Origin of the sequence: Bacteroides faecis MAJ27 (genome assembly GCF_900106755.1) — a bacterium.
In the GTDB taxonomy this organism is placed as follows: domain Bacteria; phylum Bacteroidota; class Bacteroidia; order Bacteroidales; family Bacteroidaceae; genus Bacteroides; species Bacteroides faecis.
Window position 1 is genome coordinate 313227 of sequence record NZ_FNNN01000003.1, and the last position, 15845, is coordinate 329071.

Below are 15845 nucleotides of genomic sequence, written 5' to 3' on the forward strand. Positions count from 1 at the left end.
GCCCTGACTTCCACAAATGAAATCCATTTATGAAGCAGTAGCGCATCTCTTAAGGATTTAGCCTTTTTATCTTATCTCCATATAAGAACCAAGGTTCATAGAGAAACGGATACAGTACTAAAACGATGCAAAAGTAATACAAATTAATAAAAGAACATACTTTTACAGCTTTTATTTTGCCCACCAAGATGTTAAACTCTTGCCTGAGCCAACAGAAATTCCTCTAAGTGTTTCATAGCGATACACTTAGAGGAATTACACATATTACAACGACATTTCTTACTTCTTAGCTTCCTAGCGGCTTTCAATGATCAAGACTCCCTTTTTTAAGCCCTTACCCGTAGCTTCAAGGGTTATTTTCCCCGATTGTTCTGTTGAAGACACAATAGCAGTCATCATGCCACTAAAGACTTTCATCCTCGGACGCTGGAAAGATTCCAAAGAAGCCGCATTCCCATTAGCTCCTGCACGATAAGTGCCTGCTCCTTTCACTTTGAAACTAATCTCATGGGAGGCATCTGGACACAGATTACCATCTTTGTCTACTACACGTACTGTCACAAAAGAGAGATCTTTCCCGTCTGCCTTAATAACATCACGATCAGCTACCAATTCAATATGGTCGGGAGTACCGGCTGTATGAAGTTCTTTTTCAGCTACAGCTTTACCATTTGCATCATAAGCCACAACTTTCACCGTACCCGGCTCATATTTTGTATCCATCCACATCAGACGATAACGACTCTGACGCTTCAAGTTCATTATTGAAACAGAGTCGGCACTATTATTGATGGTTACAGAAAGGTCTTTGGTACGTTTTCCCTGACTCTTTCCATTGATAAATAATTCAGCTGAAGGATAGTTAGTATAGACAAAGACAGGAGTTATCTCTCCTTCACGTCCCGCCCAGTTCCAATGAGGAAGAATATGCAGTGTTTCCTCTTCTTTATTCCAGTGACTGCGATAGAGATAGTAGCGATCTTTCGGCAAACCTGCTAAATCGATAATACCAAACAGGGAAGAATGACTAGGCCAATCTGTATAATAGGGAGTCGGTTCGCCCAGATAATCGAATCCTGTCCAAACAAACTCTCCTATACAATAAGGCAGATCTTCATGCTGGATAAAGTCATCTTCGGGAAGATTGGACCAGGAGCAAGACTCTACATCATAAGAAGAAGACTGATGATCGTCATACTTCTTCATCCATTGACGGGTAACGGGGAATTTGTATACTCCACGAGAGCTAACTGTAGAAGCAGTCTCACTCCCCAAAACAATCTGCTGGGGAAGCTTTTTATAATTTTCCTGATATTTATGCGGTCTATAGTTAAATCCGGCAACATCCATTACTGCAGCCATATTATTATTGACAACGGCATCCGGTGCATCCATCCCCTGTGTGACAGGACGGGTCGGGTCTTCACGATGACAGATTTCTTGCAGGAAATAAGACATTTTAGGTCCTTTATTCCCATCCCACTGTTCGGGAACCTCATTTCCGATACACCACATCACCACACTCGGATTATTACGATAATGGCGTATTAAGTTCGTCAAATCCTTCACTGCCCATTCGTCAAAAACATGGCGATAGCCGTTCCTTACCTTCATAGCTTTCCATTCATCAAACGATTCTGCCATCACCATAATTCCCATCTCATCACAAGCTCTGATCAATTCAGGAGCAGGCATATTATGAGAAGTACGGATCGCATTACAGCCCATATCTTTCAGGATACGAATCTGATGACGGATGGCGGCATCATTTACGGCACCTCCCAAAGGACCGAGATCATGATGATTGCATACACCTTTGAATGGAGTTCTCTTCCCATTCAGGAAAAATCCTTTGTTGGGAATGACTTCAATAGTACGGATACCGAATGATGTTACATATTCATCTTTCAATGTATTGCCTTCATAGACTTTAGAGACGGCTTGATACAGGACAGGAGTTTCCGGACTCCATAAAGCCGGATGAGTAACAACAAGTTCCTGACTAAAGACATTATCATCAAAACGAGTACCTTGTTTTTCATTGGTAGTTACTACCTTTCCATTTTTATCTTTTAGTTCAGTCACAATACGATAAGCATCAAATTGTTTTCCGGAAGGTACAACCAAAGTAGTCTTTATATTAACTTTCGCATAGTCGTCCTTTACTACCGGAGTAGTTAACTGTGTACCCCATGTCGGAATATGTGCATCTTCCGTCACTACCAAATGCACATTCCTGTAAAGTCCGGCTCCCGGATACCAGCGGGAGGATTCCGTTTCATTCTCCAGACGAACAGCCAAAGTATTCATCATCCCCTCTTTCAGATAAGGGGTTACATCCAGATAGAAAGTATTGTATCCATAGGGCCAATAGCCAGCCTCCTGACCGTTGACATATACACGTGCATGGCTCATAGCTCCATCAAAAATCAATGTTGCCTTTTTACCCTTAGCAAAAGAAGGAGCATCAAAATTCAGCCGATACCAGCCTACCCCCACAAAAGGAAGCCCCCCCGTACGTCCGGCATGCTCCATTGCCTCTTTCTGCCCGTCTTGGGCAATGGCGGTCAACTGCTTATCATTATCTATACCAAAAGGTCCATAAATAGCCCAGTCATGAGGTACTACTACCGATTGCCACTTGACGTCATTATAGTCAGGCTGAATAAAATCGGCATTATCTTCACGCGTAAACTTCCATCCTTTCTCAAAAGTGTATGAGGTACGTACTTGCGCACTGATCACAGAGAAAGAAAAAAGCACGGCTATTCCTAATAAATTCTTAATATTTAAAGTCATAAATATACATCTAATTATTTCACAACTATTTCATCCGTAAATATCCATCCGCCAAATTCTTCTCCGGCGCAAGCTTGATAGCGTATATACCGACCTTTAGCATTGCCTTCCCATGAAACACTAATAAATTTAATAGCTTCCTCTTTATTAACCTTAGAAGTGTATTGTTTCAACTCTGTGAAGCTGGTCCCATCATCGGAAACAGAAATAAGGACGGACTCAGGCAGAAAGACTTCTGCTCCTACTACTTGCATAAAATCGGCAGAAACCGAATGGATGGAAGTCCTTGCCCCCATATCAATTATAACGTCCAAACGTTTTTTATCGATAAATCCTTGCCAAGATCCATCTCCATAGGTCCAGTCGCCACGAATACCATCAGTCAGAGCTGTATTTCCCTGAGCCGGATAATGAGGACTATAGGGAGCATTATAAATAACCTTCTTCCCTACAGCCAGATGGTTGATCGGTTTTAAAGACTCCGGACGACTTCCAATCTCATTTTTAAGATCAAAGGTATGATATCCCTTTGCTTGCAAATCATCAACCGCTTTTAAAGCACGATTATGGAAATCGGGCCATGATTTACGTTCAGGAGCTGACCACGCCACTTCTGCCAAAGCCAAGATACGAGGATATATCATATACTCCATATGTTCCGGTGTAGGAATATACTCAGCCCAGAGATTACCCTGCGCACCATAAACAAGTTCTGCCTGTTCTACGGTTAAAGAATCTGAGACTGGATTGTACGAATAAACTTTCTCCAATGGCAGATACCCTCCGATAGCTTCCGGCTGAGAATATGGAGCGTCCTGGTAACTATCCAAATAGCAATATTTACCGGGTGTCATTATTGCCTGATGACCAGAACGTACAGCAGCAATGCCTCCTTCTTCGCCACGCCATGACATTACAGTAGCATTAGGAGCCAAACCACCTTGGAGGATTTCATCCCATCCCAACAACTTACGTCCGTGAGCATTCAGGAACAGTTCTACACGATGAATCAGATAACTCTGCAGTTCGTCTACATTAGAAAGATGTTCATCCTGCATCCTTTTCTGACATTTCGGACAAGTCTTCCATGCCCCCTTACCAGCTTCATCACCGCCTATATGTATATATTCCGATGGAAAAAGTTCCATTACCTCAGTTAATACATTTTCCAGGAAAGTAAATGTCTCTTCATTCCCCACGCAGAAATCAGCATTCTTGTATGGTTCGCCCGAACAGGATAATTGCGGATAGGCAGCCAATACTTCTTCCGAGTGAGAAGGCATCTCTATTTCAGGAATGATTGTGATATAATGTTGTCGTGCATATGCAATAATCTCCTTCATATCATCTTGAGTATAGTAACCACCGGAAGCACCGGGTTCATCATAACGAAGATATTTCCGTCCGCCGTTCCACCACTTCTTCCAGTTAGCATCTGTACGCCAAGCTGCAAATTCCGTCAACAAAGGATATTGCTTTATTTCAAGTCGCCATCCTGCTGCATCTGTCAGATGCAAATGCAATCGGTTTATTTTATAAAATGCCAGTGCATCTATCTGTTTTTTCACAAATTCTTTAGAGAGGAAGTGACGGGAAACATCCAGCATCATTCCACGATAGGCAAAACGAGGGGTATCCTGCACATCAACAGAAGTTATAGAATAATCTGTACCCGAAGGTTGAGACAGCTGCAACAATGTCTGAATTCCATAAAATAGTCCTGCCCCAGAAGAAGCTTTGATTAAAATATGCTCAGGAGTAACAGACAGTATATAACTTTCCGGTGACACCAGCAGAGGATTCTTTTCTGATATTAGTAAAGACAAGACATTCTGTTTATCTTTCTTCTTTCCTTCCTTAAATTGTAGTGATAAGGCAGTTCTCAAATAGTCGCCAAGAAGAGCAGCTTCTTCTCCTTGTAAGTTTGTATAAAGCTTAGTTTTTTCAGAAAGTAAAAAAGAGCCCGTACCCTGCTCCATCTTTAAGGGAACAGGTATTACGGACTGTGCTTTTATGGGATGTGCACAAAAGCACATCCCGATTACCCATAAGAAAAGACAAACTTTAGTGTATCTCTTTCTTATATCCATTAATTAACAGTAATTTCGTCTACAAATAAAAAACCTGGATAATTCTTCCCACCATGCCATTCCGGAATACTTTTCTCGGGCGAAGCTATCACTTTCACATATTGTGCTGTTACAGGTGTAAATGTTAGTTTATGGTCATAGATGCCATTTTTATCAGTTTCCTTCATTGCAGGATAGTTTTCGGATGCCACTTTCTTGAAGTTCGTGCCATCATCTGATACCTCCACAGAAAATTCTCTTGCATCAAATACCCAGTCTCCCTTCTCTACACATGTAGAAATGGCAACACTTGAAATCTCGGTAGGCTGTTTGAAATCAATGGTCACATCCATATCATTACCTCTAAATGCAATCCAACGTCCGGTTTTATAGTTACCATTTCCCTTCAGGCCATCGACCAAAGTAGTCACACCTTTAAACTCATATTGTTTATTCACAGGCTGATTAGCAACAATCGGCTTCATGCTTGATTTACTGAAATTGATTTTCTCTGAAACGACACGACTATTTCCTGTGGGACGAATGGCAATAGCTGAGAAATCTACATTCTCCTTGACTTTCAAGACACCGTCATAAACTGGAGAAGCGCTAGTCGGCTCAGTACCATCCAAAGTGTAATGGACAGGTGCATTGTCGATTGTAGAAAGTATAATGTCTAAAGTACCATCAGCCGGATTCGGATTAAATTCAGCTTTCACATCAAATACGTGCTTTGCATAATTGTATCCTTCTGCATCATACCATTTAATCAGTCGTGGAAGACGAGATAAGAAATCTTCATAGTTCTTCTTATCAGGTGTTGACCACTGTACTTCACACAAAGCTGCCCAACGAGGCAATACCATATATTGAGCATGAGAGAAAGTAGCAATATACTCTGTCCAAAGATTAGCTTGTACACCTTTTATATATTGCTGTTCTTCCGGAGTAAGAGAAGCCGGCATGGGCTCGTAGCTGTAAACTCTTTCGATTGGCAAATAACCTCCGATACCAAAAGGTTCGTTTTCAGTATCTTTAGCTTGATAATAATCAAAATACAGATAAGTGTTCGGTGTCATGATAACATCGTGTTTCTGCTTGGCAGCTTCAATACCACCACTTTCACCACGCCATGACATAACAGTTGCATTAGGAGCAAGTCCGCCTTCCAGAATCTCATCCCAACCGATAATCTGACGTCCGTGATCATTCAGGAATTTTTCGATATGATTGATAACGAAGCTCTGTAAACGTTCCTCCTTACTATGGTTCTTATCCGATTTCAATCCCAATGCTTTGATACGTGCCTGACATTTCGGACATTTTTCCCATCTAACTTTCGGACATTCGTCACCACCAACATGGATATATTCCGACGGGAAGATATCTATCAATTCAGTATATACATCCTCTATAAATTTCAAGACCTGATCATTTCCAGCACAAAGCACATCATCGGCTACTCCCCATTGTCTCCATACTTCATACGGGCCACCGGTACATCCTAATTCTGGATAAGCAGTAAGTGCAGCCAGCATATGTCCCGGAAGGTCAATTTCCGGAATAACGGTAATATAACGCTCAGCAGCATAGTCAACGATTTCCTTTGCCTGTTCCTGCGTATAGAATCCACCATAAGGCGTATTATCATATTCGCCTGAGTTACGTCCGATTACAGTTCCTGATCTTTGAGAACCGATCTCTGTCAACTTCGGATATTTTTTGATTTCCAGACGCCATCCTTGGTCATCAGTGATATGCCAGTGCAGACGATTCATATTGTGCAAGGTCAGCATGTCAATATAAGTCTTCACTTCATCTATTGTGAAGAAATGACGGCTGACATCGAAATGTGCACCACGATAACCGAAGCGGGGGGCATCTTTAATTTCTACAGCAGGCAGTGCTACGTCAGCTCCCTGTGCAATAGGCAATGACTTACGCAACGTTTGAATACCATAAAAAACTCCAGCTTCTGTAGGGGCAGTAATCGTAACACCTTGGTCGGTGACTTTCAACTGATAAGCTTCAGGGTTTTCTACTTCCGATCCCAATGCCAGCACTATTGCATTTTTTCCTTCTGTTCCGGCTTCAATCGAGAAATCTCTGCCGGTTGCAGTCTTCAGGTATTCAGCAAGGAATTTCGCATTACGTTGCATCTTCTCATTTCCTTCCGGATAGAGGATTTTCACACCGCTTTTCAGAATAAAGGGGTTTACTTGCGTTGTGACAATTTCTTGTGGTAACGGGATAATCTGATAATTGGCTTCTTCTTGTACTGAACCGCAAGAACTCATTAGCCCTGCCAGTGCCAGACATCCGGTTAGTTTTAGGAGTTGTTTCATAAAATAAAAAATTAGGTGTTAGTAGTTAATAAATTAGTTTTATTTATAGGTTTCACGAATGTGCTTGATATTTACAGAGAGCTCCTCCCCTTTTTTTATCTGAGGAGAAGTAATAATCACTTTTTTACGTTCTCCAGGCAGAAGGTCAAAGAAGTTGTCACTGTAACGGGCTCCTTGCAATGGAATCTCAATGAAAAGGTCTTTTGCCAATGTTGACGAGAAAAGAGTCAATTCACATTTACCATCTGTCTGTTTCATTTTATATGATACTGATGCCGGAGGAAGCTGCAAATCTTTCGTTTTTTTAAAGAAATGGACGGCCTCTGCAACCGGATGCCCTGATTTATCTTTAAGTATCAATTGTAAAAAGCAGCGTTGACACTCCTCGGGAGTCAGCCAACCATCAATATTGACGCGATAAACACATTGGGAAGTATTAGCCGGAACTTTCAACGAATGTATCTGCACCTTCTTGCCTAATGTTTTTCCATCAAAATCTACCACTTTCATTTCCAATGCCATTTGCTCCATCGCATCCAGCCAATCTGAAATCAGATAGACACATAAACTGTCATTCTGCTGTATAGGATTAATCAAGATGGGAGCAAAAGCACGTTTTGCCTGATAATGCAACGCCTTCCAGTTTCCATAATAATCAATACTTGACCAGGATACCACAGGCCAACTGTCGTTCAACTGCCAATACAATGTCCCCATACAATAAGGACGATTGCGTCTGTGAGCTTCCAGTCCATGTCGCATCCCCTGCCCTTGCAAGACTAATCCGACATAGACAAAATCTTCAAAACTTTCAGGAATGATATAATCGCGTTCCATATAAGTACGAATCAATGAATTTCCAATACTACTCTTCTGATGGGCATTCATCACTTTCGATTCAATCTGATAATCTTCGGGGGCAGCAAAAGTTGCAATAGTTTTCATTTCCGGGAATGACTGGAAACCAAATTCACTCATAAAACGCGGCAAATCGGTATCCAAAGACTCAAAAGGTTTCTTACCATACCAAACTCCCCAGTTATGACTATCTCCTGTCCCCCACGATTCCGGACGTCCCCAATTGGCAAGGTAAGGAGAACTATGCACATAGAAACGATCTGCATCAAATTCTTTGACCATTGAAGGCAGTAATTCATGAAAGAGTTTATCATAGCCATGCAATAATCCCTGATAAACTTCCGGAGTAAACTTCTTCTCAAAGCCCCAATATTTCAATGCTTCCAATATTTCATTATTGCCACACCACATAGCTAAAGAGGCGTGATTCCGAAGACGACGAATGTTATAAACAGCCTCTGCCTCTACCCGCTTCAAGAAAGCAGGGTCCGAAGGATAAGGAGTACACGCAAACATAAAGTCCTGCCAGACGAGTATACCATTCTCATCAGCAAGGTCATAGAAAAGATTATTCTCATATGTCCCGCCACCCCATACACGAACCATATTCATGTTGGCTTCCTTCATATCACGGAACAAGGTCTGATATCGTTCAGCAGTAACATTAGGCAGCAATGCATCCTGAGGAATATAATTGGCTCCTTTGGCAAACATCGGTATGCCATTGACCTCAAAATAAAAAGACTCTCCATTCTTATCTTTTTCATTCACAACACGAATCGTTCGCAAACCGATCCGGTGAGATTGCTCTGCAACAATCCGTTCTCCACAAGCTATCTGAACAGAGAAGTCATACAAAGTCGGAGTTCCCCAACCATTAGGCATCCATCGTACAGGATTCGTCACCTCGGAAGGAAGAGTTATATGATTTATTCCGGGCTGCAATTTCACCTGCTGTTTAACTTCTGCAACAGCAGTACCATCCAAAGAAACACGAACTCTTACTTCAGCCGGAACTTCCTGAGAAAGGATCTGGTTTACAATGAGTTCATTAGATAAGCGTGCCGTTTCATCCGTCAGCGATACTTGTCTGACATGATAATCGGATATGGTAGCCACATCGTAAAAACGAAGTGTGACCGGACGCCAGACTCCACTTGTCACCATTCGGATTCCCCAATCCCAACCGTAACTATACGGAGCTTTACGAGTAAACACACTAAGATGTTTCTCATGATGATCATTATCCGCAGGATAATTAAAACCATTAGAGGCGTATTGTGGCAATGTTTGCCGGATAGGTGAATGGAAATAAATATATAAGTGATTCTCGCCCTTTCGCAATACAGATTTCACAGGAACCGTATAACCGACAAACATGTTATCTGCCTTAAGCAATAATGAACCATTCAGATATACGTCTGCATAAGTATCAAGACCCTCAAATATAAGCTGGATTCCGTCACGATTCAATTGTTCTTCGGAAACTATAAAAGAGGTTCTGTATTCCCAGTCCTCATTCTCCACCCATTGAATTTTCTCTTCATTCATTCCATAAAAGGGATTCGGCAGTAATTCATGATTGATCAGATCCTGATGGACCGTACCGGGAACCGTAGCTGACATCCACTTTTCTGTTCCTGATTGAGAAAATTCCCAACCGGTATCCAGTAGCATGACTTCCGAAGTGTCATTTCCCTGAGCATAAACCATACTACAGCAACATAGCAATCCACATGCTATCGGAGCTATCTTTTCTGTCAAATTTAAGATCATAGTGGGGGCATTAGATATTAACGGAGTAAAGATATTACTTTTTTGTCAAATATTTCCTATTGAAGCCACAAAATATCTCATTTCACCGCAAATTCAGCACGAAACGTCGAAGCAGGAAGTCCCGCACGATTAACCAGATTAGCCCGCGTGAAAGGTTGCCAGCCATACCGTACATAACGAGGATTCCGTACTTCTTTACTGTATACCTTCACTTGTTCTCCTACCACCTCAGCCGTTGCCGGATAATAGATACCCTCAAATTCCGCAACCTCAAAGCATCGCAAAGACTTTCCATCAGAGCTTCGCATCCCTTGTCCATAATCAAAAGACAAATAAACCTTCTCACCCCGAACATCTGCACCACGGAATAAGGGACCTGAAGGAACAATGTCTTTCAGATATGTCTTATTCAAAGCCCATCGTGCCAGACGTTCTCCCACTGGTTGTTTACAAGTAGGATGTACATCCAAAGAATCACCATGATCACTGGACACAGCCATTCCGATGTCAGAGATTTCATTCAGCATTCTGCGCTGACTATCACGAAACCAAGGCCAGGACGGACGATCTAGACTGGATAATTGCACATAATAAAAAGGTAAGCAATCATCATTCCAGTTCTTTCGCCAAGCATTCACCAGTAGTTTAAATAACGCCTCATGGGCTTCCCAATTATGAGCATTCGATTCTCCCTGATACCAGATTATCCCTCGTATCGGATACTGTTCTAAAGGACGAATACCCGACTCATATAAATAACAGGGCTCATACGGATGTCTCTGCCGATTGTTCACTGACTTTTTTATATTCAATGCAGCCCGTCCACGTACCCATTCCTGAATAAAATCATTTTGGGTCCAATCCTTTAAAATGGCAGGGAAATGATATTCCAGACTAGTTCTATCTATCCAAGCTTCTGTGGGAGAACCACCAACAGCATTACAAATCAATCCAACCGGAACTTTCAGACTGTCTCTTAACATCTTACCAAAATAGTATGCAATTGCCGAAAAATCAGAAACGGTTTCCGGAGCGCATTCTTTCCACTCTGTATCCTTATAATATTGGAGATGATTCAATGAATCAAGTACAGTCGTTTCCCATTCGACAGCATTTGTGCGCCAACGCGCTTTCATATCATACAGACGAAGCTCCTGATCTGCGGCACGTGGAATATCAAGCCGGGCAGTCGCAGCCTGTTTCAGCATAAATTCCATATTGGACTGACCGGAGCAAAGCCAGACTTCACCCGCTAATACGTTATGATATTGAAGTACCTTCTGATTGGTTGAAATCTTCAGGGTATAAGGCTCCCCTGCCTTTAAAGGAGGCAGCGTTACCGACCATTTCCCATTCGGACCTACCTTTGTTTTCATTTGTCGGTCAGCTATACTTACAGTCACTTGATCTCCCGCATTGGCAGTTCCCTGAATCGTTAATGGAACCTCCCGTTGCAATACCATATTATCTGTATAAAGCAACGGCATTTTTAGTCCGCCATAATCTCCGGTGATGGCTGAATATACTGTCTGAGCCAAAACAAATGCTCCTTCGGGATCAGGATGTACAGCGTCCGTCAACATAAAAGGATAAGGGTACAACGGCTTATGAAAATCAATCAACTGCACCCCGGCATAGCAGGCCACATTTTCAATCGCCAGTTGTATTTCTCCATGCCAGTCACGTGTTCCTGACAGGAAACGAGGATGACGGTCGGCAATAGGTGTGAGTCTGGCAATCATAATCCGGGCTTCGGGATTGGCAACCCGAAAAGAGTCAATCAGTGCAATGTAATCTTTCACAAAGAAATCACGGTAATCGGGCCAGTCACGAGGATCAGTATCATTGATGCCCAGGTGAATGACCACAATATCTCCGGCAAAGTCAATAGCCCTGTGGTATTCATCTTGCTGCATATAAGGCCGGTGCCCCTTATTCAACAGCGTAGCACCGGACTTACCGAAGTTTTCAACTTGATAGGACTCTCCCAGCATTTTCTGTAATTGCACCGGATATGACTGTGTAGCCCGGTCGGGCAATCCATAACCATAGGTTATACTATTACCTATGCAAGCGACTTTTATACGATGTTGCTGCGCATAGAGTACTACACTCAAAGTCAGAAACAAATAAATAATAAAAGACTTCTTCATTTTTCTTGTTAACGTAAGCTTTTACAATTTCTTCTCCGGAGAATAGATCAGTCCTTCCACAGCCTTTTCTCCGTCAAGAGTAACAAATACCGTAGTAAACATCCATTTCACCAATCGTACTTCATTCATCGAGAATTTACCGACAGGCAGTTTCAGCAATACCTTATTCCAGCCCTTATTCAAATGAACCTGTAGCGGCGGACGAGCCACACAATTTTCATTTCCTAAAGCTGTCTCCGAATTTTTCACCCGATGAGTAGCAGACCATACCGGAGGTAATATCTCCTGATTATTAATCCAAATACGGCTTTCTTTATAATCCCATTTCCCCGGTAATGGAGGCAGATCATTCTCCGAACGTCCATAGTTCTGAAATTCTGCCCATAGACCTACCTCCTGTGCTTTAGGAGAATAAACATACGTATAGGCATAAGCTGTATGATTTTCCTGCGGATCTTTATAAAAAGCCGGTACTATTTTGCCCCAGACATGTCGAAGATAAATACCAGCTCCTATGGCAGGACGTACTCCGTAGTGTTTTCCTTCATAAATATATGAATCTTTCAACTCCTCTTCCGGTGGAAACACTTTAGTCAGATCTCCTTCATTTGGAAAAGCATCTGTAATATTCCATTTTACATTAGTCTGTTTGACGTAGGCAAATGGATATCCTTTAAACATGTGCTCTTTATACCATAACATACGACTTTCGAAGTCCTTAAAGTTGCTAAAGACTTCCGACTTCTCATCCGCAGGAAGAATTGTTCCCTGCTTATCAAAATATTCAGTTCCTCCTCCCCGCCACGCACGTTCTGCAATCGCCAACATATTCGGGTAAAAGTTATTCTCCAGAATCATATTCCATTCCTTATCTATCAAACGATCATTCCAGATGCCCATAATAACTCCCGCAAGATCATCACTTCCCATATCCGCATTATAAATACGACTATTATACAATGCAATAATATCACCGAACGTATCAAAATGATTCAGATAATGGAAACGGGAATCAATGGCCGGAGTACCTTGCCGGGCTTTTCCCCGATAACTCCAAAGCTGCATCATGTCAATTTCACCTGCCTTATACTTCCATCCGGGATTCCAGGAAATCACTTTCTTTCCTTTGTTACGGACATAAGCCACCATTTCAGGGACAAACTGTGGATTGGTAAACTGCACCTCATCTGTACCAATATGGATATAGGGAACATCAAATGTTTCACAGACCTCATCCAACAGAAGCTTCAATATTTTCATTCCTTCCGGGCTTTGCATATCATGACGGAAAGTACGAATAAATGCCGCACTATGCCCGGGCATATCAATCTCCGGAATCAATAGTACCTGATGGGCCTTACAGAAAGCTACCAAGTCTTTGGCTTCTTCCAACGTGTAATATTTGCCCGCCATACGAGTCATATTGATACTATCGTTCAGCATTGGAAAAATTTTACTTTCCAAACGCCATGCCTGATTCTCCGTTAAATGCCAGTGAAAAGTATTGATTTTAAACCGGGATAATATAGCTATCTCACGCTTCAGTTCCTCTACAGACAAGTAGCTGCGTCCTACATCCTGCATGAAACCTCTAATCCGGAAAGCCGGCCAGTCAGTGATCGTACAACATTGCAAACGATTTCTTCTTCCACCCGCTTCTTTCAATTGAAAAAGTGTCTGCATCGCCCAATATACGCCACGCTCTGCTACAGCCTCTACCGTAATAGTCTTTGGAGTAATAGTCAGACGATAAGCCTCTTCCTGATTGACAGGTATATTTTCAATCGTGTCAATCAGTTTTATATTTATGGAGGATGCCGACTGATCGGCCAAAGTACCTCCCATCTCTGTCACAAACTGCTTCCATTCCTGTGAAAGCACAGGAGTAGAAAGCCGCATTTTACCCATGACAAAATATCCTTTTGCCAAAATACATTGCTGAGGTTGGGGAAGCAGATGCAACTGACCTGCTCCCAATATATATAATGTATGGAATAAAAATGCAATTCCTAAAAAGATTCGAAGACTTCTCATCGAATCAGATCTTTCAGTTTCACCGCTTGGAATGTCATATGAGCTGCACTGCTTTCATATAAGATGCCAATAGTCTCCCGATCGATCATTGTCAGACAGCTATATCCCCAGCCTTCTCCTTCATCCAGCATTAACTGATGTTCGGGAAGCCAGGTCACTCCTCCGTCCAGACTTGCTTTAATAGTTATATGATTACGTCCTTTGGTAGTATTCGGATTCGAGAATAAAAGAATATCCTTATCAAGTACATTATCTTTAGCTCCAACATGAATCAAACTTGCCATACACACAGGCTCCTGCAGTGCCTTTCGAGAGGAAGGATGTTCTGTCCATGTCTTTCCTAAGTCTTTTGTAATTGCTACGGCACGGCTTCCTCCACGGTTATCCCGCATATTCAGCATCAGCACTCCGGGCTCTATTTCTACCACTTGCGCTTCGGTTGTATTGGTACGTGCCAGATTGTGCATCTTCCACGTTTTTCCTCTGTCTTTACTATACATGATTCCGGCATTAGGTATACGGGTAGAATCGATAAACTGAGTAGGAAATACTAAAGTTCCGTCACTCATCGTGATTCCCCGTCCCGGTCCCTGAAGCAAGAAATACCAGGAAGGATCTTTTACCTGATCGGTTATATTAATCGGCTTCGACCAAGTCTTACCGTCATCCGTACTTTTTGCCATAACCAATTGTGCCGTTTTATACATATCCATCCCGGGATGAGAACTCCACCAGGCACGCTGATTACCCATGCCGTGTGTCCATGCCGCAACAACCCATATTGTATTCGTTTGGGTATCTACCAGAATAGAAGGGTCCCCTACTCCATTCTGCGCAGCAGGCAAACCATCGTACTCACCAAACGAAAGAGGCAGTCTCATCTTCTCCCATGTTTTGCCGCCATCCGTGCTACGACTCAAACCGACATCTACATATTCTTGCAGATCGACACTGCTATTATAACGAACATCATATACGCCAAGCAGTGTTCCTTTATTGGAAGTGACCAATCCGGGAATGCGGAAAGAAGCTGAGCCATCATCACCGGCATGCCGAACACCGACAGCCATCCGGTGAATTATATCTTTCGGTGACCGTTCTTTACAAACAGCTTCTTTGCCATCTATCTTTACCGACTGGAGTTCGGAACTTATTTTCGTGAAAAGAGAAGCTTCGGGTTTCATCTGTAAACTGATCCAAAAGAAATTAACACCCGGAAATAACTTATAATGACTCTTCAATACGACTTTCGCAGAAGGTTTCTGTACTTCCGCACATTTAATTGAATAAGATGGTATCGCTGCCAATGTTCCTCCCGGACGATGACTGGATATATAATCGACCGGTGCAAACCTTTTCTTTCCTCTATCTTGTAAAGCTTCTGTACCTCCATAATAGAGTTTAACGGCCTGTACATCCGACAAATTCACACTCTTGCCAAAATCAAGAACGATCTCATCCATCATCCGGCTTTCTTTTGCATCTAAACGAAAGTAGAACAATACATTGTCCTGCCGCTCAATTAAAATAGGAATTTGTGTCTGATGGACAAAAACTGTGTCTGAGGCTTTCACATAAAGGGAGCACCCTATCAAGAGAACAAGGGTAAGTAAATAATGATTTCTTTTCATAAATGGGGGTATTAGTTAGTATAACGATGACAAAGATAAGATTTTCTCAGCATATATTTAACAAACAAAGCTACAAACTTGCAATTTTTACCAAGTTCTCGTAGGACTAGTTAACACCTTGACCACCGTCCTGGCGCTTGTCATCATCGACAAAGTGGGACGTAAGAAACTGGTTTACTA

At 42.2% G+C, this 15845-nt stretch carries 7 protein-coding genes; all 7 read right to left on the reverse strand.

The features are described 5' to 3' along the window. Positions 1–294: 294 nt before the first annotated feature. Positions 295–2799: a beta-galactosidase GalB gene (gene galB / locus BLW31_RS04610; protein ID WP_010537721.1), complete on the reverse strand. Its 2505-nt coding sequence runs from the start codon at positions 2797–2799 to the stop codon at positions 295–297. A 14-nt stretch (positions 2800–2813) separates the two neighbouring features. Further along, positions 2814–4889: a glycoside hydrolase family 20 protein gene (locus BLW31_RS04615; protein ID WP_029425513.1), complete on the reverse strand. Its 2076-nt coding sequence runs from the start codon at positions 4887–4889 to the stop codon at positions 2814–2816. Further along, positions 4889–7213 (reverse strand): glycoside hydrolase family 20 protein, encoded by a 2325-nt coding sequence (locus BLW31_RS04620; protein WP_010537719.1) that lies wholly within the window; start codon positions 7211–7213, stop codon positions 4889–4891. Before BLW31_RS04620 ends, BLW31_RS04615 begins: the two co-directional genes overlap by 1 nt. A 39-nt stretch (positions 7214–7252) precedes the next feature. Then, positions 7253–9847 carry a beta-mannosidase gene (locus tag BLW31_RS04625; protein WP_010537718.1) on the reverse strand — a complete coding sequence of 865 codons (2595 nt, stop codon included), beginning with the start codon at positions 9845–9847 and terminating at the stop codon, positions 7253–7255. A gap of 77 nt (positions 9848–9924) precedes the next feature. After that, positions 9925–12000, reverse strand: coding sequence for a GDSL-type esterase/lipase family protein (locus tag BLW31_RS04630; RefSeq protein ID WP_010537717.1), 2076 nt, complete (start codon positions 11998–12000; stop codon positions 9925–9927). Positions 12001–12021: 21 nt separating this feature from the next. Further along, entirely contained in the window at positions 12022–14034 is a 2013-nt protein-coding gene (locus tag BLW31_RS04635; protein WP_010537716.1) for a beta-N-acetylhexosaminidase, read from the reverse strand. Beyond that, positions 14031–15665, reverse strand: a complete 1635-nt coding sequence (locus BLW31_RS04640; RefSeq protein WP_029425512.1) for a sialidase family protein — start codon at positions 15663–15665, stop codon at positions 14031–14033. Before BLW31_RS04640 ends, BLW31_RS04635 begins: the two co-directional genes overlap by 4 nt. Positions 15666–15845 lie beyond the last annotated feature (180 nt).